Origin of the sequence: Rathayibacter sp. AY1A3 (assembly GCF_002930975.1) — a bacterium.
Taxonomy (GTDB): Bacteria; Actinomycetota; Actinomycetes; order Actinomycetales; family Microbacteriaceae; genus Rathayibacter.
This window is the reverse complement of the sequence record NZ_PSTO01000045.1, coordinates 1-24,788: the sequence shown is the minus strand read 5'-3', so window position 1 is coordinate 24,788 and position 24,788 is coordinate 1. Positions and strand designations below refer to the sequence as shown.

The window sequence follows — 24,788 nt, the reverse complement described above, 5'->3', positions numbered from 1 at the left end:
GTGCGACCCTCGCCGATCCCGTACTCCATGACGCGGTTCCCCGGAGCGAAGCGCCGCAGCAGCGAGTGCAGGGCGTCGTGCTCCTCGGCCGGCGGGGTGGTGGGAGCGGGCTGTTCCGAGGAGTTCCGTGTCGAGTCGTCCATCCCTCGAGCCTGACACCGACCCCTCGAGACCGCATCCGCCAGGCGACGGGTCCTCCGTCGTCCGACCGATCGACCGGCCGGACACGCGACAGTGTCCGAGGGGACCGGGGCCGGCCGGACCCGCGACAGTGTCCGGGAGGACCAGGGCTGGCCGGACCCGCTCGGCGTCTGGTTGACTGCCACGGGCGCCGGGGGGCGATCGGCGGGGAAGGCACGTCGTCACCGCCGCGCCGCCGAGGAGGACGATGTCGAACGACGACTACAGCGGGCGGATCACCGAGATCTACGGCCTGCTCTACCCGATGCCGGCCGAGGAGCACGACGCCCTGCACTCGCTGCTGCGGCGCTTCGCTCCGGGGAACCGCGTCATGGAGTACGGGATCGGCGAGGGTCGCACCGCCCTGCCTCTCGCCTCGGCGGGCTTCGACGTCGCCGGGATCGACATCTCGGCGCCGATGCTCCGTCTGCTCGCCGGCGCAGACTCCGACGGCCGGATCGACGCGCTGCACGGATCCTTCACCGAGCCGGGCCGCACGGGCGACTACGACGCCGTGCTCCTGATGATCAACACGATCTTCTTCGCGAAGAGCCTCGAGGAGCAGCGGGCGGTCTTCGCCAACGCCTTCGGCGAGCTGCGGCCCGGCGGCGTCTTCGTCGTGGAGACCTTCAATCCGATCCACTACCACTCGAGGACCAGCCCGTCCTCCTCGCTGCGCCACCTCGACCCGGGCACCGTCCTGATCGAGCAGTACACGGTCGAGCCCGTGCGCCAGCTCCTCGTCGCCGAGAACACGGTGATCGGGAGGGGCGACCCCATCAGCTGGACCCAGGTGCTGCGCTACATGTACCCGAACGAGATGGACGCGATCGCGCTCGCCGCCGGATTCCGCCTCGCGGGGCGCACGGCGGACTGGATCGGGGCGCCCTACGGCCCCGAGTCCGCGCGGTGCATCTCGCTGTACGCGGTGCCGGCCCCCGACTGAGACGGAGGCGACGCGCGCGCCTCGAGCCGGCTCCGCGCCGCCGTCAGGAGCGGACGTCGCGCCTCTCGACCCGGAAGCACGCCAGCGCGACCAGGAGCACTGTCGCACCGACGAGGGCCGCGACGCCGCCCGCCACGCCGCCCGGGAGAGCGGCCGCGTCACCCTGCGCTCCCGCCAGGCTGAGCCCGGCCGAGACCGGGAGGAGCGACGCCGCCGCTTCGAGGGCGGGCACCCGTCCGAGCCAGTCCTCGACGAGGAGGTACCAGACGAGCAGGACGCCGATCGTCAGGGGCACCGAGTCGAGCAGTGCCGCCACAGCGACGGCCATCGCGGCGTACGCGGCGAGCACGAACGGCAGGACCAGCCAGAAGCGCGCTCCACCCGCCTCCAGCAGCTCGGACGGCCAGGCGATCGCGCCGGCCGCGGCGGACGCCGTGACGATCAGCGCGAGCGGGACGAGGACGGCCGTGAGCACGAGCGTCCCGACCGCGGCGACGGTCGTCTTCGAGAGCACGAGCACACTCCGTGACGGCACGGCGATCGCGCTCAGCCCGGCCGTCCGGGGCACTCGCTCCCCGAGCACCGACCAGGCCGCTGCCAGGAGGAGGAGCACGACCCCGACGGTCAGCAGCCCGACCAGGGCGAACTGGGGCTGGAGGATGCCCTGCCCGCTGTTCCACCGCGCGTCGGCCGTGCGGCTCACGGAGCCGATCCCGAGCGCGACCCCGAGCGTCACCAGGCTGACGAGGACGGCACCCCCGGCCTGGAACCCGGTCGACCACTCCTTCGACACCTCGGCACGGACGGACCGGGCGAACATCGTGGATCGCGGCAGGCGCGACTCGCTCAGGGCAGTGGACATCAGTGGTTCTCCTTCCGGGAGGACAGCACGGGGACGAGCGCCGAGACGGTGAGCGCCGCAGCGCAGAGGGCGGCCGCCCAGGCGAGGGGCACGAGCAGCGCCCAGGGAGCCGACCAGGGGTAGTCGGCCCCGTAGGCGCTGCCCGTCACGAAGTAGTCGGCGTTGCGGACGGGCAGGAACGGACCGGCGATCGGCCCGAGACCCGGGATGCTCCCGACGAGCCGTTCGCCGACCGCCGACCAGGCGAGGACGAGGGTCCAGACGGCGGCGGTGTTGCGGAGCAGGTCGCCCAGAGACCTCGCGGCGACGACGAGCACCGCGACGACGAGCCCGGCACGGAGGCTCTGCAGCAGCAGGACCGTCACCGGCGCCCCGATCGACAGGGCCGACTCGGCTCCCACGACGATCAGATGGGCCGCGGCACCCCAGGCGAACCCGAGCACGGCGACCGCGAGCAGGGCGCCGCCGGTCCGCGCGCGAGCCGAGGGGACGGCGAGGACGACGGCGTTCTCGACGCCCAGCCGATGCTCGAGGGCACGGCTGCCCGCGACGGCGGCGGCAGCCAGGGGCACGCCGAGCGAGACGAGCAGCAGAGTCGCCCGGCTGGACAGGTAGGGGCCGTCGACCTCGAGGGTCCGGGAGGCGAGGAGAGCGGCCGCCGGGATGAGCACCGCGACGAGCGCGGTCACCTGCACGTCGGAGGTGGACACGAGGCGGGTGCCCGCGGAGCGCGCTGAGCGGAGCAGCTGCACGGCGCTAGAGCCTTCCCCGGAACTCGGCTCCGTCACCGACCTCGCGGAAGAAGGCCTCCTCGACGGACGACCGCTCGGCGCTGATCTCGAAGACGAGGAGTCCGGCAGCCGCAGCCGCCTCGGCGACCCTCTGCTCGTCGCTGTCCTCCACTGTGAACTCCGGCCCTCGCGCACCTGCGACGACGTCGGAGCAGACCATCCCGCTCTCGGCGAGGGCGGCCGCGAGGCGCTCGGGCTCCGCCGCGCGGACCCGGACCCTCCCCGACCCGCCGCGGGCGGTGAACTGCTCGATGCCGCCCGTGTACCGGGCGGAGCCCCGGGCGATCACGACGACCTCGTCGCAGCTCTGCTCCACTTCGCCCAGCATGTGGCTGGACATCAGCACCACGCGCCCGCTGTCCGCGAACCGCCGCATGAAAGCGCGGATCCACTGGACGCCCTCGGGATCGAGACCGTTCGCCGGCTCGTCGAGGATGAGGTGGTCCGGGTCGCCCAGCAGCGCTCCGGCGAGGCCGACCCGCTGGCGCATCCCGAGCGAGAGCTTGCCGCAGCGGCGACCGGCGACGCTCTGGAGGCCGACGATCTCGAGGACCTCGCCGATGCGCTCGCGCGGGATGCCGTTCGACTGCGCCATCCAGCGCAGGTGCGCCGAGACCGTCCTCAGCGGATGCACCCAGCCTGCATCCAGCAGCGCGCCCACGCTGCGCATCGGCTCGCGCATCGACCGGTAGGGGACGCCGTCGAACGTGGCGGTCCCGCCGTCGGGCTGCTCGAGCCCGAGCAGGATGCGGAGGGTCGTCGACTTGCCGGCGCCGTTGGGTCCGAGGAGTGCGGTGACCGCGCCGGGTCGCGCCGAGAACGAGAGCTCGGAGACGGCGGTCGTGCCGCGGTAGCGCTTCGTGAGGGAATCGATCGAGATCACGTCGGTGTCGCCTTTCAGATGTGGTGCCGGTGGGGAGAGTCAGCGCATCGGCGCGGCCGCCGCCCGCGCCGGGTCAGGGGCGGCCCCGTCGGATGCGCCGCCGTCCAGAGGCGGATACAGCGTGCGGTACGGGCCGTCGATCGCCGCGAGCTCGTCGTGGGGGCCGACCTGCGCGATGCGGCCGCCCGCGAGGACCACGACCTGCTGGGCGTCGCGGATGGTCGAGAGCCGGTGCGCGAAGAGGATCCTGGTGCAGCCCAGATCCCGGACGTACTCGTCCACGAGCCGCTCGTTGACTCCGTCGAGGGCGCTCGTCGCCTCGTCCATCACCAGGATCTCGGGGTCGCGGAGCAGGGTGCGGGCGATGGCGACGCGCTGGCGCTGCCCGCCCGAGAGGTTCCCTCCAAGGCTGGAGACGATCGTGCGGTACCCCATCGGCATCTCGTCGATGAAGTCGAGGAAGCCCATCGCGCGGCAGCGGCGCTCGATCTCGGCGGGGTCCATGGCGGAGCCCATGGCGAGATTGTCGAGCAGAGTCCCGTTGTGCAGGGTGCTGGTCTGCGGCACGTAGCCGATGCGGGAGCGCAGGAAGTCCGTGTCGTACTCGGTCGACGGCACTCCGCCGACCAGCATCCGACCGGTCGTCGGACTGTAGAGGGTGCACAGCACGGCGGCCAGCGTGCTCTTCCCCGCCCCCGATGCTCCGACCACCGCGGTCGTCGAACCGGCGGGCAGGTGCAGAGAGAGGCCCGAGAGCGAGTCGGGGGCCGAGACGGAGTAGCGGAAGCCGACGTCGTGCAGCTCGAGCGAGGCGTCGTCCAGTCGAGTGCGAGTACCGCCGCTCGTCTCGGGCGCGGTCTCGGTGATGTCCCCGATCCTGGCGACCGCTCGCGAGGTCTGGACGAACTCGTTGTAGGCGCCGAAGAGCGAGGAGAGCGAGGCGAACAGCACCCCGCCGACGCTCTGGACGGCGATGGCCTGGCCGGTCGTCATCTCGCCCCGGCTCGCCTGCCAGAGCGAGACGGTGAGCAGCAGGAGGGGCGCGAAGAGCTGGACGCAGGCGACCACCCCTCCGACCGCTCCGAGCTGGAGGCGCATCCGCCCTTCGAGAGCCGCCATCGAGCGGCGGTAGTCGGTCGACCAGCGCTCGACCACGGACCGCGCGCTCCCCGCCATCTTGATCGACTCGATGGACGCGATGGCGTCGAGCTGCACGATCTGGCTCGACGCCGCGTAGGCGATCTCCGTGTCCAGACGCGTGCGGATGCGCGAGGCGGTCAGGGCGAGCAGCACCACCACGAGGGCGAGGACCCCGAGCGCGGCGAGCAGCACGGCGGGCGAGACGATCGCGAGGTACACGGAGAGGGACAGGAGCGTGCCCGCGTCCACCACCACCTGCACGACGCGGGTCGAGAGCAGGTCGCGGACGGTGTTGACGCTCGACAGGCGGTAGAGGAGCTCACCGGCCGGCCTCGTCGAGAAGTACGGGAACGGCAGGCTCATCATCCGGTCGAACACCTTCTCCATGAGGTGCTGCCCGAGGGCTCGGACGAGGCGCGCGAGCACGACGCTGCGCAGGAGCGTGATGACGTAGAACAGCACCGCGGCGACGAGCACGAGCAGCACCACGCCCCCGATGTCCGGCGCCGCGCCTCCGGTGAAGGCGTCGACGATGCTCTGCGTGAGCAGCGGCAGCCCGATCGTCACCGCGTACCCGGCGAGCACGAGTCCGGCGGCCGCGATCAGGGGCGCCCGCATCCCCGGCGCCCGGAGCGGCAGCGATCGCCACTCCGCGAGCAGAGGCGCGCGGCTGGGAGTGAAGTCCTCGCCCGGCCGGGCGTCGATCACGATGCTGCTGAACCCCTCCTCGAGCTCGGCCATCGACACCACTCGCCGCCCGTAGGCCGGATCCATCAGGAAGGCGCGGTCTCCGACGATCCGCTCCAGGACCAGGTAGTGGTACTGCTCCCAGAACAGGATCACCGGCGACGCGCAGGCCCTCAGAGCCTCGGCGGAGGCGACGCGGTAGACCTTCGACTCCATCCCCCTGTCCGCGAGCATCCGGACGAGATCGCCCGCGGAGAGTCCGTCGCGTCCCGCTTCGTAGCGCGACCGGGCCGACGCGAGGCTCTCGTCGACCCCGTGGGCCCCCAGGACGGCGACGCAGCTGCTCAGGCCGCACTCGGTCTGCGAGGTCTGCAGGACGACGGGAACTCTCCGGCGCGCGGTCACGAGAGCACCACCGGCGACGACGGAGCGTCGGGATCGAGCCGCCGGACGGTCGAGAGGAGGACGCCCGACGTGCCGACCATGACCGAGTTCGTGTGCGCGTAGCGGCTGCTGGGCTCGTCGATCCGGGCGCGGAGGACGGAGGCCGACAGGAAGGACTCGACGCGGGCCCTGTCCTGCGCGTGCGCACCCCCGGAGGCCTCGTCGAGCGCGCGGAGGACCTCCAGGTTCCCCAGGTCGCCGTGGCAGAGCGTCGTGTTGCGCCCGAACCCTCTCCTGATCAGCGCGTCCTCGCTCGCGGCGAGGACGTCCGGGTCGACGCCCGCGTCGGGCGCGTACCGCGCGCAGGTCGTCAGGGCGAGAGCGATGCCGGCGGAGCCGTGGCACCATCCGGTCGCGGACCCGGACCGTGCCGAGTCCGTGTGCCAGTCGCGCTCGGCCGTGTCGTAGAAGGAGTCGAGCACACCGAGCAGGCGGCGCAGCACCGCGGTCCTCGTCCCGCTCGGTCGGGCTTGCCGGGCGACCGTCGCGATGGCTCCTGCGACGCCGTGCGCATAGCCGGACTGCCGGAGCAGCGGCGTCGCCCCGGAGAGGACGGCGAGGCTCCGGACCGCGTCCTCCACCAGTGCGTCGAGGGCCGCGTCGGGCGCGGGATCGACGGCGCGGAGCATGCCGAGGGCGCCGAGCCTGCCGGAGACGATGTCCCACGACGCGGGATCCGTCTCCTCCGCGAGCTGATCGAGGACGAGACCGCGCGCGGACACCGCCGCCTCGATCCAGTCGGCGCGGTCGAGGCGGCGTCCCGCCTCCGCGAGGCCCCAGAGGAATCCGGGCAGCCCGGTGTAGGCGCCGGTGCCGATCGCGCGGATGCTCCTGGCCTCGTAGCGGCCCTCGCTCAGCACCTCGGCGGAGGCGTCGAAGACCTGGCGGGCGACGTCGAGGTGGCGACGGGCTCCGACCGAGGCTCCGAGAGCGGCGAGGGCGAGCGCGGGACCCGTGCGTCCCGTGTAGAGGTCGTAGCCGAGGACTCCGGGCGGCCAGGGGCGGGCTGCGGAGGCGGAGGCGAGAGGGCCGATCCAGGTGGGAGGCAGATGCGCCCAGCGGTCGCCGAGGACCGTGTCGACGAGATGGTCGCCGATGTCCACGGCGAGCGCGGCGAGATCCGACCGGGCGGACGAGGGGCGGTCGTCCCGCATCCTCCGGGCCCCCGCTCCGTCCGCGCCGCCGCTCTCGGGCAGGTGGTTGTCGGGGAACTGCGCGGTGAACGCGGCTCCGATCAGAGACGCCTGCAGAGCCCTGTCCGCCGGGCCGAAGCGCGCGAGCTTCGCCCGGAACGACTCCAGAGGCGACTCCTCGAGCCGAGCCACGATCGCGCCGTCCGCTGTCAGCTCCTCGCGATCGACGCGGGTGACGAAGTAGGGGATGTCGCGGCGGGAGAGCTGGAGCATCTCGGAGGCCACCAGGGTCGTCGCGACGTTCTTGCTCGCGATACCGATCCTCTTGAGCACGGCGAGGAAGACCTCGCGGGACGCGAGCACCTCGACGCCGGAGGTCATCCGGAGAGTCTGGGCGTAGAGGATCGTCGGGTTGTGCACGTAGCGGAGCCGGGCCGACCCGAGGTGACGGACGACCAGCTCGGCGAACGCGTCGCGGTGCTCGGCGATCCAGTCGTACAGGTCGAGGAACCCCGCGGTGAACTCGCTCGCGACGGTCCGGACGCCTGCTCCCGGGTCGACGCCCGCGGCGAGGACCGCCGGGCCGTCGTCGGGCTCCGCGGACTCGAGCGCGACGGTCATCTCGTCCGAGAAGCCCTCCCGGACCCGGAGCGTCCGGTAGGGCGAGGGCCCGTCGCCTCCTCGGCCGAGGAAGCCGACGTCGAGGTGCCCGGCGTCGTCTCCGGGGCGGGTGATGAGCATCGGCAGCAGGCCGACGCCGTAGACGGACTCGGAGAGGACGTCCTGCGCGGTGCGCCGCCCGCCGGAGGAGCGCACGGGCAGCGGAGTCCCGGTGGTCGACTGCTCCTGCCTGCGGGGGTGCAGGAGGGTCTCGAGGTCGACGGGGACCGGTCCGGACGTCGACAGGAGGACGTTCTCGTGATGCATGTCGCGGGCGTTGAGAGCGAACAGGAGCGCGCCGAGCTGGCCGGAGCGGAAGACGCTGTCGGACGGCGCCTCCGCGGGCGGCACCGCGCGGACGAACTGCACCCAGCCGTACCCGTCGCACCGGACGACCCGGGCCGCCTCGAAGCGGCGACCGGACAGAGCGCCGAGCTCCTCGGCGAGCGCCGCGTAGCCGGCCTCGCCGTCGACCGAGCGCGGCTTGTAGGCGACCGCGCCGCCGTCGTCGAAGCGGAGGATCCCGACGGCCGAGCCTCGGGCGTGGGTGTCGCCGCTCACGCTGATCCCGGTGAGGACCGGGGAGCCGGAGGTCGGCTCGATCAGGGTCTCCACGAGAGCGCGGTCGCGTCGGAAGCGGGCCAGCAGGAGATCGTGGGCCGCGAGCGACTGCCGGATCACTCCGTCCACCTGCGAGGCGAGAAGAGGGAGGCTCTGGTGGGTGACGGCCGCGAACTCGCTCTCCCATCGCGCGCAGAAGTCCTGGTAGCGCGCGAGACGGGTCCCGCCGCGGAGGACGCCCTCCTCGCGCGCGCGGTTGATCGCGACGACCAGCGGCCGGATCAGCACGGGGCGGACGCGCTCGCGGAGCAGCAGTCGCAGTCCCGCCTCGACGGCGTCCGCGTCCACTCCCTCGCCGGTCGCGGCGGGAGCCGTCCGCCCCGCGAGGTGCTCGTCGACGACTCCGTCGATGATCGCGTCGAAGGGGGCGGACTCGACGGCCGGTCCGGAGTCCGCGACCGGGGTGCCGAGCGCAGGATCGGAGCGCCCTGCGAGGGAGCGCTCGAGCTCGCCGTCCCACTCCGTCAGCGGCCGGATGACGTCGTCGAACTCCTGCTGATCGAACTCGGGGTAGAAGACTCTGGTGTCGCTCATCTCACGCTCCTGCTGGAATCGGTCCCCTCGCTGACGGGGACCCTGCCGATGAAGGGAACGGGAGGCGGGACCGGTCGTGGCCCCGCCCCCCGTCATCCGTCTACTTGCAGTTGGGCTGACACTCGACCGTGAGCGTGCACCATCCGCCCTGGTTGCCGAGGACGTTGCTCAGCGTGAAGGTGTTGGTGGTGCAGGCGCCGTAGGCGACCGAGTCGAAGTCCTGCTCGGCGATCTCCTCGAAGAGCGCGACGTCGTACTGGGACATGATCTTCTCCTTCGTTCGGATGTCTGCCCGACCGGTCCGGGACGGGCCGGGTCGGGTGGTGTCGGTGGTGGTCTGGTCTGGATGTGCTCTCGTCCGGTCTCAGCCCACCCCCGCTCTGTCCTCCGACCGCCTCGGTGCGGTGCGGAAGGAAGGGCCGTCGAGCGGCTCCGCCGGCTCGAGCAGCGTGATCAGGGCGTCGAGGACCGCTCGCGGGCCGGCGACGGCGGTCGCTCCGATGACGTTGAGGACGATCTCCTCCACACCGGCGGCGGCGTACCGCGACCGCAGCCCGTCGAGCTCGGCGGCCGGGTCGGTGGTCACCGCGCCCCGCTCCTCGAGGTCGCGGCACACCTCGGCCGACAGCGCCGCGCCGGGCTCGGGCAGGCGGATCCCTGCTCTGCCGAGGACGTCGCGGTAGTGCGGCAGCGTCAGGTGGTGGCCGATGGTCGCCTCGATCGCCGCTGCTCCGTCCCTCCTGTCGACGCCGAAGGCCGCGGGGAGCACGGACACGATGCGCGGCCGCGGCCGCCCGGCGGAGGCGGCTCCCTCCTCGAGGGCGCTCAGCAGCGTGTCGCGGATGTACTCCGGCGGAGTGAGCCAGGTGATCGCGACGTCGGCCGTCTCGCCGCACAGGAAGGCCATCCGGGGGCGGAGGACTCCCATCCCGATCTCGATGCCGGGCGTCCCGCCGAGAGCGGTCCGCATCGTCGAGACGTAGTCGCGCATGTGCGTGAGCGGGGACGGCAGTGGTGCGCCGTGCAGGGCGGCCTGCGCGGAGCGCCCGCCGGGGCCGAACCCGGCGACCACGGGGCGTCCCGTCTGCCTCGTCAGCGAGACCGCCTTGACGACCGCTTCGAAGGGGTGGGCGTATCCGGTCAGCTGCACGCCGAAGCCGAACGGCACCGTGTACCCGGCTCCCGCGAGGTGCGCGGCGTTCATCCAGGCGTCCCCGGCGGTCGAGTGCCCCTGCCAGAGCATCCGCAGCTCCGTCTCCTGGACGAGGGCGCAGAAGGGAGCCAGGGCCGCCGGATGGGCGGGATCGAACGGGGCGAGCAGCGAGAGGGCGGTCACGGGAGGACCCCCTCGGCCGCATCGTCGACGGCGGGCGCGGGCCGCTCCCCGCTCGTGAGGTCGATCACGACATCGGCCCGGGCGACCGTGTCGGAGTCGGAGGAGACGAGCACCACGGTCGTCCCCTGCCGGGAGAGACGCTCGAGCAGTCGCTGCTCCGCGTCGCGCCCGAGCGGAGCGGTCGCCTCGTCGAGCAGGAGGACGGCGGGCCCGACGGCGAGCGCCCGCGCGAGCACGACTCTCCGCCGCTGCGCCGTCGTGAGCGACGCCGCTCCGGGCGCGATCACGGTCTCGTAGCCCATCCGCAGGCGCCGGACGTCGTCGTCGAGCTCGACCGTCGCCGCCGCCGCCCTGATGTCCGCGTCGGACACGTCGGCGCGCCCGAAGCGGATCATCTCGGTGATCGTGCCGCCGGGGAGGACGGGACGCTGCGACACGTAGGCGACGCGACGGGAGAGCGAGGACCGGCGGTACGCGGTCCTCGGACGGCCGCCGATGAGGACTCGGCCCGCGCCCGGATCGGCGACACCGGCGAGCATCGCGAGGAGCGCGGAGCGGCCCGACCCGGGCGGACCCGAGACGACGGCCCGCTGTCCGGCGGCGACCCCGAAAGAGACGATCGGGCCCGTCGGAGCGGGTCGGAGCCCGTCCGCGGAGATCCCGGAGTGCTCGAGTCCCTCGAGGCCGGTCTCCGCGTCCGCGGCGGCCGGCCTCCCGAGGAGGTCGAGGGTGCCGTCGATGTCGTGATCGAGCGCCGCGACCGAGACGAGCGCGCGCTGGGCGCGGCCGAGCAGCACGAGCGCCGCCACGCCCAGCGCGGCGGCTCCGAGGGCGACGGGGCCGGCGACGAGCAGCAGCACGAGGACGAGTGCCGAGCGGACGAGCCAGGCGGCTGCGCCGATCGCCGTCCGGATCGTGTCGGCGGTGCGGCGGTGCCCGAGTGCCGCGGACACGCTCGTGGACCAGCTCCGGGCCGAAGCCGCCTCGAGCGCCGACGCCTTCACCTCCGCGATGGACACGATCGACGCAGCCGCCGTCTCCGCGGCTCGCTGCCCGTCGGCCACGGCCGCGGCCTCCTCGAGCGCCGCCGCGCGCTCGCCCCACCGGCTGATCGCCCACTGGACGAGCGCGGCGAGGGCGACGGCGACCGCCGCTGACGGCGCGACGACCGCCGCGGCGGCCACGAGCGCCGCCGCCGCCGCGAACGATCCGATCGCCGCCGCCGCGCCGCGCAGCACCGCGCGCCGCACGGGCTCGGCACTGCTCAGACGGAGCATCGGCTCCGATGCGGCGCGCTCCGAGAAGTACGTCAGAGGGAGGCGGAAGAGGTGCTCGGAGAGGAGTCGCGACGCCGACCGGTTCGTGCGGTCGACCGTGCGGTCGAGGAGCAGAGCGTGGGCGAGGAGGAGGCCTCCGCCCACGGCCGCGCCGGCGGCGGCGGAGGCGAGGTGCTGCGGAGCGAGCGCCCCACCGGCTGCCGGAGCAGCCCAGGCGTGCATCGCCCCGCCCGCGATCGCGGCGGTCGCCACGGCGTGGAGAGCGGCGGCGATCCCGGCGGCGAGCGCGGTGCGGGGGCGGTTCCAGCCGAGGGCGCGTCGCGCGCGATCAGCGGCACCGACCGCCTGGCTCAGCAGGGCCCTGCGACCATCGACCTCGACGAGCACGCCGCCGTAGCGACGGGAGAACTCCTCCGTATCCACGGCGAGCCGCCCGACCGCAGGATCGACGACCACGACGCGGCGGCGGCCGACGCGCTCCAGCACCACGAAGTGGCCGCCGTCCCAGAACAGCACCGAGGGCGCCGGCAGAGCCGACAGCGGTGCGACCGGGACGCGACGCACCCGGGCGGGCAGTCCGTTCCCGGCTATCGCCGCGGCCACCTCCGCGAGGCTCATCCCCCCGCTGGTCCCGGTCGGCGGCGCCAGGCGGCCGACCTCCTGGCCGATGCCGTGCGCGTCGAGGATCATCTGCGCGCATCGGGGCCCGCACTCGGTGACCGAGAGCTGCAGTCGGGGCCGGACCGTCGTCCTCATCGCGCGACCACCGGCTCTCGGCGACGGGCCGAGCCGACCGGAGCCGCGCAGGGAGCGGTGTCGGAGACCTCGAGCAGGGCGTGAGCGAAGCCGGGCACCCCGAGCATGAAGCCGAGGGACGACTCCCCGTTGCGGACACCTCCCCGGAAGCCGCTGCGCGCGTAGCGGTCGACCAGGTCCGCTCCCGCCGCACGTGCTCCGCCGAGCAGCTCCTCGTCGCCGAGCGCGCGAGCGACGGCGACCCAGCTGGACAGGGCGCCCGCCGTCCCGTGGCACAGGCTCATGTCGTCCGACGACACGGCTGCCGACGTGAACGCCTCCCGCGCCGCCGCGCCCAGGCGCTCCTCGAGCTCCTGGCGGTCCGCCCCGAGGGCCCGGAGCCCGTCGACGGCGCCGCGGAGGGCGCCGGGCAGTCCTTTGCACCACGAGAAGTGCGCCGCGGGATCGCGGTCGACCCGAGCCGCCTCGCGGTGCACGAGAGCCTCGAGGCCGTCCGCGAGCTCGTCCCGCGACAGCGACGGGTCGTACGGGGCGGCGTGGGCCAGGCCGACGAGGACGCCGAGGCGGCCGTGGGCGAGGTTCTCCTCGGGGTCGTCGGCGACGGGGGCCGCCCGCAGTGCCCGGACGGCGGCGGTCAGGGCCTCCTCGTGCCGGCCGCCGGCTGCGTCCCCGGCCGCGAGCAGGGGAGTGACGCCGGCGACGCCGCCGATGAAGTCGGAACCGAGGCCCTCGCCGGCGCGGAGACGACGAGCGACGAGGTCGAGCGCCTCCTCGCTCAGCGCGGCGGTCCGGGGATCGCCCGTCACCCGGGCCGCGGCTGCGAGCGTGACCGCCACCGAGCCGAGTCCGGTGAAGCCGGAGACGCCCAGCGGCTGCTCGGCGAGGTCGACCCCGTGGAAGCCCGCAGCGAATCCGCGCAGGGCACGGGCGTACCGGGGGTCGTCGAACCTCCGGTGCGCCGCCTCGAGGAGCAGCGTCAGCCCGCCTCCCTGGTAGAGGGTCAGGTCGAGGGAGGAGACGCGCAGACGCGTGTCGTCGACGAGCAGCGGCGTCAGCCAGGTGCACGCCGAGCCGTCCTCGGTCCAGAGCGCGAGATCGACGATGCGGTCGGTCAGATCGCGGGCGACGTCCTCCGGGGAGCCGGCGTCGAACGCGAAGGGGATGTCCCGCCTCGTCGGGCCCTTCGTCCAGGCGTTCGGAGGGGTCGAGGCGATCAGGGCCTGGATGGAGTGGTCGTCGCGCACGACGCCGCGCCGGACGAACTCGCGCAGTGCGTCGAAGGCGGCGATCTCGATCGCGCTCGACGGCAGGTCGACCCCGGACTCGTCGGCGGCCTCCCGCAGCGTGTTGCTCGGCCGGTCGTAGACGAAGAAGGGGATGTCGCCGCGCATCAGCGCGCGGCGCTCGGCGAGGGCGACCCGGTGGGCGACTCCGGGCGGAACGGACGCGGGATCGCCGAGGAGCGCGAAGAGTCCCTCCGCGGCCTCCCGCGAGGTCAGGTAGCGGGGGTGGAGGGAGGACTCGAGGAACGCCGCGTAGGTCGAGGTCGGCCGGAGGATCTCGCGGACGGCGAGCCGCCAGGTCCGGAGGACCGTCTCGATCCGGGTGCGGGAGCGGACGATCGCCTCCGCCGTCTCGCGGTACCCGGCCCGCAACGGCGCCGACAGGTCCTCCAGCGTCCAGGCCTCGGCGTCCGAGCCCTCCGGCGCGTGCGGCTGCCGCTGCACGGAGCCGGGGACCCGGTCGACGCGGATGCCGATCGTGCCGGCCCCGACGATCCGCGATCCGCTCATCACGTCCGACTCCTGCAGGACCGCGGTGCCGGCGGCGGAGAGATCGATGTCGAACCGGCCGGCCGTATCGGAGTTCGGCAGGATCAGGGACGCGCCGACACCGAAGGCGGCGTCCACGGCCATCCGCGCCGCGAGCGAGTCGGTCTCGGGAGCGGCGAACCGCACGCGGATGCCCGTCTCCAGATCGATGGGCACCGGCTGCGCGCCGACGGCGAGGATGTTCTCGTAGTGCATGTCGTGGCCGCCGACAGCGGTGAAGAGAGCCAGGAGGCTGCCGAGCCGCCGGTAGTACTCGAGGTACTCGTCCACGGAGGCCGAGCGCCGCGACTCGATGAACGGCTGCCAGCTGTGGTCCCCGCGATCGACGGTCGCAGGAACGAGGAGGTGCGAGCGGCCTCCCGTCTCGTCGTTGACGACCTCCGCGATGCGGGCGACCAGCTGGTCGATCGAGGACGAGCGGGGCTTGTAGACCAGACGGCCAGCGTCGGTGGTGACGATGAGCACCCGTCGTCCGTTCCGGTGAGGATCGCCGTCCGAGAACGTGATGTCCCGGATCCGGGAGCCGGCGTCGAGAGGTGCGGCCGCGAGCGCGGCCTCGTCGGCGAAGAAGTGCTGGACGCACTCCAGAACGGTGGAGACCACCTGGTCGCCCGTGCGGTCGAGCATCTCGGCGAGCACGGGGTACTCGGACAGGAGCGCCGAGCGCTCCTGCGGGGAGGACGTGGTCGTGACGAAGTCCACGAACGCCGACGACCCCGCATCGGCGGGGAGGTCCTCCGCGTGCAGGCGCGCGATCAGGGTCCTCGCGCCCAGCCGGGTGAGACCGCTCATCGCCGATCGGGCCGCGCTCAGGACGACCGTCTCGTCGATCCGGCCGCGCTGGGGAAGAGCGTCGAACGACTCCGCCAGCCGCGCGACGACCCGCTCGACCCACGGGCGGTAGACGGGTCCGAAGACTCCGAAGTACTCGTCGCACACCCTGTCGACAGTCGATGCCGTCATTCCTGCCCCCCTCGAGCACTGGTCGGATCGATCCCGGATCGGGTCACCCGTGTGCGGATGCTCTGCCCGTGACCGGCCCGATCAGGTGCGGGAGCGGCTGCGACGCCGCTCCCGCACCCTGGTCCGCGATCCGCTGAGGACCGCGGTCACGCCCGATGCGGGCGCGTGGTCCGACGGCCGATCAGCACTCGCCCGTGCAGGAGAACGTCGGACACAGCCCGGAGCTGGTCACGAGGGCGCTCACTGCGGTCGCGCTGGCCACGGTGCCCGAGACCGCCGAGATGATCACCGGCGAGCCCGCCCCCACCTCCTGTTCTCCAGCAGCACGGTCGCCCGCCACCAGGTCGGACAAGTGGGACTCGTCCACGAAGCCGGTCCGTCGCAGAACATCGTCAGCGTTGTTCGTCATCTTCATCAACCTCTTTCCATCTGCCTTGCACGGTGTTCTTCTGATCCTCCGCGGAACTCCTTCTTCTCCTCGGGAGAAGCGGAGGCACCGTGGAAGCACTCGGTGGGGAGAAGGGTCGCCGGCGTCGCTCGGGAGCGCAGAGGAGATCCCCCGCAGGGCACCTGTCGACGGATGTCCGAGCAGGCGCACGCGACCCTCGCCGCCTAGCGTGAGGAGCGCATCCTCGACATCTGCACGAACCCTGCGATCAGCAGGGCGATCCCCACGACGGCCGCCACTGCACCGAGCGGCACATCGCCCGACGTCGTCAGGAAGATGCTCCCGACGAGAACGAAAGTGGCGACTATGAAAGTGATGAGCGCGGCATTCGCATTCGATGCCCCGGCGATCGACTTCTGCGTCATCGGCCTGTCCTCTCCCCTCATGGACATCCCCCTGTCCACCCGACGAGAAGATCACCCGACGTGCTTCTCGATCGGTGGAGTCCGGAGGACGACTGCACTATCGACCCTAGAAAGGGCCTGAGCGGGAGAAGAAGTCCGCTCAGGGGAATCGGAGGTTGTCCCAGAGGATGCACACGAGACTCCGCCGGGAGGCAGTTGCGGGCGCCGGGCGACGTCACTACCTTTCGGCCTCGCGGCCGGATCGGCCCGTTCCCGGCGCACGGCCGCCGGACGAGGACCGCGTACCACTCCGCGGACGGGAGCCGGAGGCCGAGGGAGCGCGACAGCCCCTCGGCCCGTCCGGCGTCAGACCACCCCCGCCGCCGTCCCCGACACGATCAGGTCGGCGCGGTCGCGAGTGGCCTCGATCAGCAGCGCGTTCCGCCCGTCGACCTCGGAGGCCCAGGCGGAGGCCGCCTCGGGGGCGCGGCCGAAGGAGACGTGGCGGTCGACCAGGCGCTCGAAGCGCTCGGTCTCGGGAGTCGCGCAGAACCAGGCCTCGTCGAACTCGGCGCGCAGCAGCGCCCACGGGCCCTCGTCGACGAGGAGGTAGTTGCCCTCCAGCACGACGAGCGACGCGGAGGGGTGCACGGCCAGCGCGCCGGCCACTCCCTCGTCGACGGTGCGCTCGAAGGTGGGCGCGTAGACGACGTGGTCGGTCTCGGCGCGCAGCCTCCGCACCAGGGCGAGGAAGCCCCAGCCGTCGAACGTGTCGAGGGCGCCCTTGCGGTCGTGGCGGCCGAGCTCGTCGAGCGTGGCGTTGGCGAGGTGGAAGCCGTCCATCGGCACGAAGGCGGCGGTCCCCTCCCCCGCGAGCTCGTTCGCGCGGGCGACCACCGCCCGGGCGAGCGTGGTCTTGCCGGCCCCGGGGCTGCCGGCGATCGCGACGATCGCGCGGCGGCCCGGCGAGGTCAGCGCGAGCGCGCGCCCGGCCAGCTCGTCGAGGCCGGGCCGCACCGCGTCGGGCGCGACCTCGGTCTCAGGCCTCGCCACGGCTGCTCTCCAGCGCGTTCACCAGGAAGCCGTGGGCGTGGCGAGCGAGCGCGGGGCCGTCGTTCCAGAGGTTCCGCCACACGGCCAGGTCGTTCGAGAGGGTCGGCGAGACCACGGCCGACGAGAACGACTCGAAGGTGATGGGTCCGCGGTAGTCGATCGCGGCGAGGGCGTGGAAGAACGTCGTGAAGTCGAGGTGGCCGCTGCCGAGGTAGCCGCGGTGGTTCTCGCCGATGTGGACATACCCGAGACGATCCCCGACCAGCAGCACCGGGCGGAAGAAGTCGTCCTCCTCGATGTTCATGTGGTACGTGTCCAGGTGGATCAGGACGTTGTCGGCGCCGATGTCGTCGGCGAGGCGCAGGGCGTCCGCGGCGGTGTTGATGACGTTGGTCTCGTAGCGGTTGCAGATCTCGAGGCCGAGGGTCATGCCCTTCGTCGAGGCCTCGGCGGCGAGATCGGTCAGCACCGAGACGACGTTCGCGCGGCCCGCGGCCGAGAGGGGCGCGCTGTACTTCCCGAGCGCGCTGTAGAGGGCGCCGGTGAAGTGGGTGCCGCCGAGCGCGTGGGTGGTCTCGAGGGAGTCGGCGAGCAGCTTCGCGCCGCGGGCCACCACCTCCGGGTCGTCGCTGGAGACGTCGGCCGAGAAGGCGAGGCCGCGCGAGCAGACGATGCCGAGGTCGTTCGCCTCGAGGGCGGCGCGGGCGGAGGCGGTGTCGAGGTTCTGCACGTCGTGCAGCGAGAGCTCCAGCAGGTCGAATCCGGCCGCCTTGGTCTGCTCGATCGTCGCGGTCACTTCGTCGGGGGTGGTGCCGCCGGCGAAGACGAGGGCGTGCACTCCGAGAGGGTTCGTGGTCATGGTGGTGCTCCTTGGTTCGAGAGGTTCAGGGGCGGCGTCGGGCCGCGGGGTCGGTGTCGAGCAGGTCCGCGAGGAATGCGTGGCCGGAGGTCGCGAGGGCGACGGGGTCGTGCCAGAGCTCGCGCCAGAGACCCATGCCCTCGGCCGAGGCCGGGGGCTGGACGGCGGGCGAGAAGCTCTCGAGGGTGAGCGGACCGCGGTAGCCGGAGTCGGCGAGCGCCGCCGCGAGCCCGGTCCAGTCGGTGCTCCCGGTGCCCAGCTCTCCGCGGTGGTTCTCGGAGGCGTGGAGGTAGCCGAGCAGGTCGCCGGCGTCGCGGACGGCGCTCGCGAGGTCGACCTCCTCGAGGTGGGCGTGGAAGGTGTCGAGGTGCAGGAGCACGTTCGGCGCGTCGAGCTCGCGGAGGAACGCGGCGGTCTGGGCGGCCGTGTTCAGCAGGTTGCTCTCGTAGCGGTTCACGTACTCCGCTCCGACGACGACGCCGGCCGGAGCGGCGGCCGCGGCGACCCTCCGCAGCACGTCGAGCGAGCGCGAGCGGGCAGCCGCGTCGGCCGCGTGCTCGTACTTGCGCATGGCCGAGTAGGTGACTCCGCCGACGTACCGCGCGCCGATCGCCTCGGCGAACCGCACGGCCGCCAGCAGCCGCTCCTCGCCGCGGCCGGCCGTGGCCTGGTCGGTGATGTCGGAGTCGGCGTCCAGCGCGAGCGAGACGACCGCGTCGATCCCGTGCTCGTCGAGCAGGTCGGCGGTCCACGCGGAGGCGTCGGGGTCGGCGGGAGCCGGGATCTCGATCAGGTCGAAGCCGATCGAGGCGGCGGCGCCGATCGCGCGGCGCCCCGACTCCGGCGTCCAATCGCCGACGAGCAGACCCGCGTGGACCCCGATCGGCGACGAGCGCTCCGTGCTCCCGCGGTGCAGGAACTCGGGGTGCATCAGGCGGCCTTCGCGCCCGTGATCAGCGAGACGAGCTCGTCGCCGCTGGTCTCGGCGGTGCGGCGGCCGGCGACGGCGAGGCCCGCGCGCATCACCCACACCTGGTCGCTCAGGCGCATCACCTGGTCGAAGTTGTGGCTGATCAGCAGCACGGCCACTCCGGCGTCGCGCAGCTTGAGGATGATCTTCTCGACGCGCGCCGTCTCCTGGACGCCGAGCGCCGCGGTCGGCTCGTCCATGATCACGATCTTGCTGCCCCAGCCCGCGGCCCGGGCGATCGCGACCGCCTGGCGCTGGCCGCCCGAGAGGCGGCGGACCTTGCTGGTGACCGGCGGGACGTTCACGGCGAGGTCGCCGAGAAGCTCCTGGGCCGTCTTCTTCATCTGCGTGCGGTCGAGGAACCGCACCCCGGGCACGCCCTTGGTGAGCTCGCGGCCGAGGAAGAAGTTCTGCCACACGGTCAGGTCCTCGACCAGGGCGAGGGTCTGGTGCACCGTCTCGATGCCGCCGTCCCGCGCGCCGAGCGGAGTGGTGAAGTGCACCACGTCGCCGTCGAGGGTGATGGTGCCGGAGTCGGCGGGGTGCACCCCGGAGAGGCAGCGGACGAGGGTGGACTTGCCCGCGCCGTTGTCGCCGATCAGGGCGGTGATCTCGCCGCGGCGCATCGACATCGACGCTCCCTTGAGAGCGTGGACGCCGCCGAAGGACTTCTTGATGTCCCGCGCTTCGAGCAGGATGTCGCTGGTCATGGCTGGGCTCACTTCTTCTGGTAGCGGGTGATGAGGGCGGCGAGCACGACCACCAGGCCGACGGCGAGGGGCTGGTAGAACTGCGAGACGCCGAGCAGGGTCAGGCCGTTGGTCAGCGCGGTCAGGAGGAACGCTCCGATGATCGGGCCGACGATCTTGGCCTTGCCGCCGGTGAGGCTCACTCCGCCGAGCACGACGGCCGCGATGGAGTTGAGCAGGTACTGCGTGTTGATGGCCGGCTCCGCGGCGCCGACGCGGGCGACGAGGAGGAGCGAGCCGACTCCGGCGAGGACCGCGGCGATGATGTACACCGCGATGCGCACGCGTCCGGCCTTGATGCCGTTGGCGACCGCGCTCTCCTCGTTGCCGCCGACCGCCTGCACGTGCAGGCCGAAGCGGGTGCGGAACATGACGACCCAGGCGACGACTCCGATGACCGCGGCCAGGATGATCGGGTAGCCGATGATCCCGATCGAGCCGGTGGTGAGGCGGAGCAGCTCGGGGCTGCCGACCGTGATCGGCTTGCCGTCGGAGACGATCAGCGCGAGGCCGGTCGCCACCGAGAGCGTGCCCAGTGTCGCGATGAAGTCGGTGACCTTGCCCTTCGCGATCAGGAAGCCGTTGATCACTCCGATCAGCCCCGCGAAGAGCAGGGCCGCGAGCGCCGAGAGCCAGAAGCCCCAGCCGGCGCTCCAGCCGATGCCGAAGCCGACCGCTCCGACGGTCATCGTCGCCGAGATCGAGAGGTCGATGCCGCCGGTGGTGATGACGAAGGACTGGCCGATCGAGAGGATGACCAGGATCGCGGCGGCGACGAGCATCGCCTTGATGTTGCCGAGACTGAGGAACGTCGGCGTCGCGATCGAGAACACGATCACCAGGGCGACGAGCCCGATCGGTGCGGCGTTCTCGGCCCAGAAGCTGAGCTGACGGAGGTTCGACAGCAGCGGGGAGGCGCTGGCCGGGGGTCGGGCGGTGACTGAGGTCATGGTCGCTTCCTGGGTTGCCATGGGCGGGAGGTCCTACTTGCTGGGGACGAGCGCGGCGAGCGGGTTGTCGAACTCCTCGAACGGCTGGGGGAAGGCGCCGAGGGCCTGCTCCGCGGTCTCGGAGGTCACGAGCGCGGTGGGCGACTCGATCTCGGCGGGGATCTCCTCGCCGGCGCCGACGGCCTCGCACGCCTGCACGCCGAGCTGGCCGATCGCGTAGGGGTACTGGGCGACGGTGGCGGTGAGTCCGCCGTCCTTCACGGACTGCAGCGCGTCCTCGTTGCCGTCGACGCTGACCACCTGGACGGAGCCGGTGAGGCCCGCGTTCTCGACGGCCTTGACGATGCCGAGGCCCATGTCGTCGTTCGCGGCGAAGAACGCCTTCACGTCGGGGTTGGCGGCGAGGATGTCGGTCGCCTTGGTCAGCGCGACCTCGCGCTTCCAGTCGGCCGCGGCCTCCTGGACGACGGTGAGGTCGGAGCCGATCGCGGCGGTGAAGCCGTCGACGCGGGCGGCGCTGGTGACGTCTCCCGAGACTCCGCCGATGACGGCGACCTCGGAGCCGGCGGGCAGCTGCTGCAGGAGGAAGTCGCCGGCCTTGCCGCCGGCGGCCTCGTTGTCGGTGCCGATGTAGGTGGTCACGTCGAGGTTCGCGGCCTCGACCGCGTCGGGGTCGAGCGGGCTGTCGATGTTGACGATCGTCTTGCCGGTGGCGGAGGCGAGGGCCTGCACCAGGTTCGTGCCGCTGATCGGGTTGACGATGAGGCAGCCGAAGTCCTGGCCGGCGACGGTGGTGAGCTTGTCGGCCTGGCCGGTGGTGTCGCCGATGTCGGCGGCGGCCTGCACCGAGACGTCCACGGAGTCGTCCTTCGCGGTGTCCTCGATGCCGTTCTCCATCGCCTGGAAGAAGGGGTTGTCGAGGCCCTTGATGACCGCGGCGACCTTGGTCGATCCGGAGCCGCCGGCGGCCGTGTCGCCACCCGAGGCGCAGCCGGTGAGGAGGAGTGCGAGGGCGCCGACCGGTGCGAGAACCGGGAGGAGGCGGCGTGCTGTGCGGTTCATCGTCATCCTTGAGGATCAGTGGCACCACTGCGTGCCGGTGTGTGAAAACTACCGGGGCTTTCGCGTTATCGCAATACGAAAGTCGGGGACCTTCAGGTTTTCCGTCGGCAGGCATGTACGCTGACCGTGACAAGAGGGGGAGCGATGACGGGGTACTCCACCGGCGAGGCCGGTTCGCACGTGGCCGACGTCCTCGCGCTGTTCCGCGAGCAGGGCGAGGTCTCGCGCAACGCCGTGATGGAGCAGACGGGGCTCTCCCGCTCCACCGTCAACCAGCGCCTCGCGACCCTCGTGGAGCTCGGCCTGATCGCCCCCACCACCGGCGGCGAGTCGACCGGCGGGCGCCCCTCGAGCATGTTCGCGATGAACCTGGTCGGCACGGTGTTCCTCACCGCCGACATCGGGGCGAGCGGATTCGTCGCCGCCGCCTGCGACCTGCGCGGCACCCCCCTCCGGCACGAGAGCGGCGTCGTCGACGTCTGGGAGGGACCGGACGCCGTGCTCTCGCTGGTGCTCGCCGCGTTCGAGCGGCTGCAGCAGGGCGACGCGGTCGCCGGCATCGGCGTCGGAGTCCCGGGGCCGGTCGAGTTCGCCGCCGGGCGCGTGCGCAACCCGCCGATCATGACCGGCTGGGACGACTTCGACATCGCCGGCTACTTCGCCGAGCCGTACGAGGGCGTGCAGGTCGTCATCGAGAACGACGCGAACGCCCGCGCCCTCGCCGAGTCGCGCCACCACGGCTCCGACAACCTCATCAGCCTGAAGCTCGGCACCGGCATCGGCTCGGGCCTCGTCTTCAACGGAGCGACGATCCGCGGAGCCGTCGGCGCGGCCGGCGACATCGGCCACACCCGCGCGGTCACGGGCACGGTCGACGCGGATCCGCTGCCCTGCCGCTGCGGCAACGCCGGCTGCGTGGAGGCGTACGCGAGCGGCTGGGCCCTCGTCCGCGACCTCTCGGCCGACGACCCCTCGATCAAGCACGTCGCCGACGTCACGGCCCGCGTGCTCCGCGGCGACATGCGCGCCACCCAGGCGGTGCGCCAGGCCGGCCGCGTCCTCGGCGAGGCGGTCGCCGACCTCGTCAACATCCTCAACCCGCGGACCATCGTGATCTCGGGCCAGCTCGGCGACTGCGGCGAGGTGCTGATGTCGGGCCTGCGCGAGCGCGTCTACCTGCGCACCCACCCGCTCGCCACGCGGCACCTGACCATCCACACATCGGACCTGGGCGAGCTGGCCGGCGTGATCGGCCTCGCCCTGACGACAGCCGACCAGGTCTTCAGCCGCGAGCGCTTCGACCGCGAGGCGAGCGCCGAGAGCCCCCGCGCGGCGGCCGCCGCGAGCTGAGCGGGAGCGCCCTGCCGCGCCCGGCAGCGGCGGGACCGGCGTGAGCGACCCCCTCCGCCCCGCGCACTGTTACGCCCGGCGACGAAGGGTTACGCCGGGCGACGCGGGCCGGGACGGGCGGGCCCGCGGTGCTCCATCATCGTGTCCGGGACGACGCGGAGAGGCCGCGGCCGCCCGACCCGTCCGAAGGAACGCGATGATCCGGCTCGAGCAGCTCAGCAAGTCGTACGGTCCGGCGACCGTGCTCGACCGCCTCGACTTCTCGGTCGCGACCGGCGAGATCTTCGCCGTCGTCGGCCCGAGCGGTGCGGGCAAGAGCACGCTCGCCGCCTGCGTGAACCTCCTCGAGCGGCCCACCTCGGGCACGGTCGTCGTCAACGGGGAGGCGCTCTCGCAGCTCTCGGAGGAGCGGCTGCGCGTCGCCCGCCGCCGCATCGGCACCGTCTTCCAGTCCGACGGACTCTTCAGCCGCCGCACGGCCGAGCAGAACGTGGCCCTGCCGTTGGAGTACCTCGGCGTCACCGCCGCCGAGACGAAGCGCCGCGTCGCGGAGCTGCTCGAGCGCGTCGGCCTCTCGGACCGCGCGCGCTACTACCCGCACCAGCTCTCCGGCGGTCAGCGCCAGCGCGTCGGCATCGCCCGCGCTCTCGCCCTCCGCCCCTCGGTGCTGCTCTCGGACGAGGCCACCTCGGGCCTCGACCCCGCCTCGACCACCGCGATCACCACGCTCCTGAAGGAGCTGCGCGACGACCTGGGCCTCTCGATCCTCTTCATCACCCACGAGATGGAGACGGTGCGCCAGGTGGCCGACTCCGTCGCCCGCCTCGACCACGGCCGCATCGTGGAGTCGGGGCGCCTCGTCGACCTGCTGCGCGACCCCGCGTCCCCGCTCGGCCTCGCCCTCAACCCGGTGCGCCCCTCCGTCGCGCCCGGCCCGGGCCTGGGCGAATGGGTGGTGGGCTACTCCCGCTCCGGAGTGCCGACCGACTGGGTCACCCGGCTCGCGGAGGCGGTCGGCCCGGTCGCGCTGCTCGGCGCGGCGATCGAGACGGTGGACGGGCAGGCGGTCGGCCACGCGACGATCGGGCTCGGCCCGGTCGACGAGGCGCGGCTCACCCGTGCGGCGGCCGAGCTCGGCCTGTCGGTCCGGCCCGCCGGCGTGCGCGTCCTCGCCGAGGAGGTGGCGGCGTGATCCTCCACCTCGACAACAAGGTCCCGCTCGAGCAGATCCCCGCGCTGGTGCTGCCGGCGCTCGGCGAGACGCTGATCATGGTCGGCATCGTCATGGCGATCGTGGTGCTGGTCGGCGTGCCGCTGGGCGCTCTCGTGCACAACCTCGCTCCGGGCGGCCTGGCCGAGAACCGGGCCGCCCACCAGGTGCTCAGCGCCGTCATCAGCGTCGGCCGCTCGCTGCCGTTCCTCATCCTGATGGCGTCGATCATGCCGTTCACGCGCCTGATCACCGGCACCAACATCGGGATCGCGGCCGCCGTCGTGCCGATGTCGATCGCGGGGATCGCCTTCTTCACCCGAATCGTCGAGAACGCGCTGCGCAGCGTGCCGCTCTCGCTCACCCGCGTCGCCCGCGCCTCCGGAGCATCGCGGCTGCAGGTGGTGCGGACCGCACAGCTGAGCGAGGCGGTTCCGCAGATCATCGGCGGCCTGACGATCAACACGATCGCGATGATCGAGTACTCGGCGATCGCAGGCACGATCGGCGCCGGCGGCATCGGCTACGTCGCGGTGACCTACGGCTACCAGCGCTTCGACACCACCGTCATGCTCGCCACCATCGTGATCCTGGTCGCCACCGTCGCGACCGTGCAGCTCACCGGCGACGCCCTCGTCCGCGCGACCACGCCCGGCGCCTCCCGCTCGCGGCGAGCGCCGCGGGTCGCGGCCGCCGTCTAGAACCACCACTCCTCCTCCTGCCCCCTCGGGCGCCCCTCCCGCGCGCC

The 24,788-nt window shown here is 72.8% G+C and carries 21 protein-coding genes; 4 read left to right on the top strand and 17 right to left on the bottom strand.

Annotated features, from left to right (window positions below; translation table 11 throughout):
- Positions 1 to 388 precede the first annotated feature (388 nt).
- A complete protein-coding gene (locus C5C10_RS15620; RefSeq protein ID WP_104329721.1) occupies positions 389 to 1,126 on the top strand; it encodes a bifunctional 2-polyprenyl-6-hydroxyphenol methylase/3-demethylubiquinol 3-O-methyltransferase UbiG in 738 nt (245 codons plus the stop codon).
- Between the two features lie 43 nt (positions 1,127 to 1,169).
- Here the strand turns inward: C5C10_RS15620 and C5C10_RS15615 are convergent, their stop codons facing one another.
- The 17 genes from C5C10_RS15615 to C5C10_RS15535 all read right to left on the bottom strand — a co-directional run bounded on the left by C5C10_RS15615 (position 1,170) and on the right by C5C10_RS15535 (position 21,480).
- Complete coding sequence (locus C5C10_RS15615; protein WP_104329720.1) at positions 1,170 to 1,988, bottom strand: hypothetical protein; 819 nt, start codon at positions 1,986 to 1,988, stop codon at positions 1,170 to 1,172.
- Positions 1,988 to 2,740 carry a hypothetical protein gene (locus C5C10_RS15610; protein WP_104255172.1) on the bottom strand — a complete coding sequence of 251 codons (753 nt, stop codon included), beginning with the start codon at positions 2,738 to 2,740 and terminating at the stop codon, positions 1,988 to 1,990. The genes C5C10_RS15615 and C5C10_RS15610 overlap by 1 nt, the downstream gene beginning before the upstream one ends.
- 4 nt (positions 2,741 to 2,744) lie before the next feature.
- Positions 2,745 to 3,662 (bottom strand): ABC transporter ATP-binding protein, encoded by a 918-nt coding sequence (locus C5C10_RS15605; RefSeq protein WP_104329719.1) that lies wholly within the window; start codon positions 3,660 to 3,662, stop codon positions 2,745 to 2,747.
- Positions 3,663 to 3,701: 39 nt separating this feature from the next.
- Positions 3,702 to 5,894 carry a peptidase domain-containing ABC transporter gene (locus C5C10_RS15600; RefSeq protein ID WP_104329718.1) on the bottom strand — a complete coding sequence of 731 codons (2,193 nt, stop codon included), beginning with the start codon at positions 5,892 to 5,894 and terminating at the stop codon, positions 3,702 to 3,704.
- Positions 5,891 to 8,881: a type 2 lanthipeptide synthetase LanM gene (lanM, locus tag C5C10_RS15595; RefSeq protein ID WP_181073487.1), complete on the bottom strand. Its 2,991-nt coding sequence runs from the start codon at positions 8,879 to 8,881 to the stop codon at positions 5,891 to 5,893. The genes C5C10_RS15600 and lanM (C5C10_RS15595) overlap by 4 nt, the downstream gene beginning before the upstream one ends.
- Positions 8,882 to 8,981: 100 nt before the next feature.
- A complete protein-coding gene (locus C5C10_RS15590) occupies positions 8,982 to 9,146 on the bottom strand; it encodes a plantaricin C family lantibiotic (protein WP_104255168.1) in 165 nt (54 codons plus the stop codon).
- A 99-nt stretch (positions 9,147 to 9,245) separates the two neighbouring features.
- Positions 9,246 to 10,217: an LLM class flavin-dependent oxidoreductase gene (locus C5C10_RS15585; RefSeq protein ID WP_104329716.1), complete on the bottom strand. Its 972-nt coding sequence runs from the start codon at positions 10,215 to 10,217 to the stop codon at positions 9,246 to 9,248.
- Positions 10,214 to 12,250, bottom strand: coding sequence for an ATP-binding cassette domain-containing protein (locus C5C10_RS15580; protein ID WP_104329715.1), 2,037 nt, complete (start codon positions 12,248 to 12,250; stop codon positions 10,214 to 10,216). Before C5C10_RS15580 ends, C5C10_RS15585 begins: the two co-directional genes overlap by 4 nt.
- Positions 12,247 to 15,045: a type 2 lanthipeptide synthetase LanM gene (lanM, locus tag C5C10_RS15575; protein WP_104329714.1), complete on the bottom strand. Its 2,799-nt coding sequence runs from the start codon at positions 15,043 to 15,045 to the stop codon at positions 12,247 to 12,249. Before lanM (C5C10_RS15575) ends, C5C10_RS15580 begins: the two co-directional genes overlap by 4 nt.
- 181 nt (positions 15,046 to 15,226) lie before the next feature.
- On the bottom strand, positions 15,227 to 15,454 hold the full coding sequence (locus C5C10_RS15570) for a hypothetical protein (protein WP_146082183.1): 228 nt from the start codon (positions 15,452 to 15,454) through the stop codon (positions 15,227 to 15,229).
- Positions 15,455 to 15,657: 203 nt separating this feature from the next.
- Positions 15,658 to 15,858, bottom strand: a complete 201-nt coding sequence (locus C5C10_RS15565) for a hypothetical protein (RefSeq protein WP_146082182.1) — start codon at positions 15,856 to 15,858, stop codon at positions 15,658 to 15,660.
- A gap of 345 nt (positions 15,859 to 16,203) precedes the next feature.
- A complete protein-coding gene (locus tag C5C10_RS15560; RefSeq protein ID WP_208543338.1) occupies positions 16,204 to 16,890 on the bottom strand; it encodes a nucleoside/nucleotide kinase family protein in 687 nt (228 codons plus the stop codon).
- Complete coding sequence (locus C5C10_RS15555) at positions 16,877 to 17,749, bottom strand: sugar phosphate isomerase/epimerase (protein ID WP_104225811.1); 873 nt, start codon at positions 17,747 to 17,749, stop codon at positions 16,877 to 16,879. The genes C5C10_RS15560 and C5C10_RS15555 overlap by 14 nt, the downstream gene beginning before the upstream one ends.
- Before the next feature lie 25 nt (positions 17,750 to 17,774).
- Positions 17,775 to 18,680, bottom strand: coding sequence for a sugar phosphate isomerase/epimerase (locus C5C10_RS15550; protein ID WP_104329713.1), 906 nt, complete (start codon positions 18,678 to 18,680; stop codon positions 17,775 to 17,777).
- A complete protein-coding gene (locus C5C10_RS15545; protein WP_104222715.1) occupies positions 18,680 to 19,429 on the bottom strand; it encodes an ATP-binding cassette domain-containing protein in 750 nt (249 codons plus the stop codon). The genes C5C10_RS15550 and C5C10_RS15545 overlap by 1 nt, the downstream gene beginning before the upstream one ends.
- An 8-nt stretch (positions 19,430 to 19,437) precedes the next feature.
- Positions 19,438 to 20,418 carry an ABC transporter permease gene (locus tag C5C10_RS15540; RefSeq protein ID WP_104225809.1) on the bottom strand — a complete coding sequence of 327 codons (981 nt, stop codon included), beginning with the start codon at positions 20,416 to 20,418 and terminating at the stop codon, positions 19,438 to 19,440.
- A 33-nt stretch (positions 20,419 to 20,451) separates the two neighbouring features.
- Complete coding sequence (locus C5C10_RS15535) at positions 20,452 to 21,480, bottom strand: substrate-binding domain-containing protein (protein WP_104222713.1); 1,029 nt, start codon at positions 21,478 to 21,480, stop codon at positions 20,452 to 20,454.
- Between the two features lie 144 nt (positions 21,481 to 21,624).
- Between C5C10_RS15535 and C5C10_RS15530 the strand changes: the two genes are divergently transcribed.
- The 3 genes from C5C10_RS15530 (at position 21,625) to C5C10_RS15520 (ending at position 24,741) form a co-directional block, all read left to right on the top strand.
- A complete protein-coding gene (locus C5C10_RS15530) occupies positions 21,625 to 22,830 on the top strand; it encodes an ROK family transcriptional regulator (protein WP_104232969.1) in 1,206 nt (401 codons plus the stop codon).
- A 196-nt stretch (positions 22,831 to 23,026) separates the two neighbouring features.
- Complete coding sequence (locus C5C10_RS15525) at positions 23,027 to 24,022, top strand: methionine ABC transporter ATP-binding protein (RefSeq protein WP_104256583.1); 996 nt, start codon at positions 23,027 to 23,029, stop codon at positions 24,020 to 24,022.
- Positions 24,019 to 24,741: a methionine ABC transporter permease gene (locus C5C10_RS15520; protein WP_104222708.1), complete on the top strand. Its 723-nt coding sequence runs from the start codon at positions 24,019 to 24,021 to the stop codon at positions 24,739 to 24,741. The genes C5C10_RS15525 and C5C10_RS15520 overlap by 4 nt, the downstream gene beginning before the upstream one ends.
- The last annotated feature ends 47 nt before the right edge of the window (positions 24,742 to 24,788 follow it).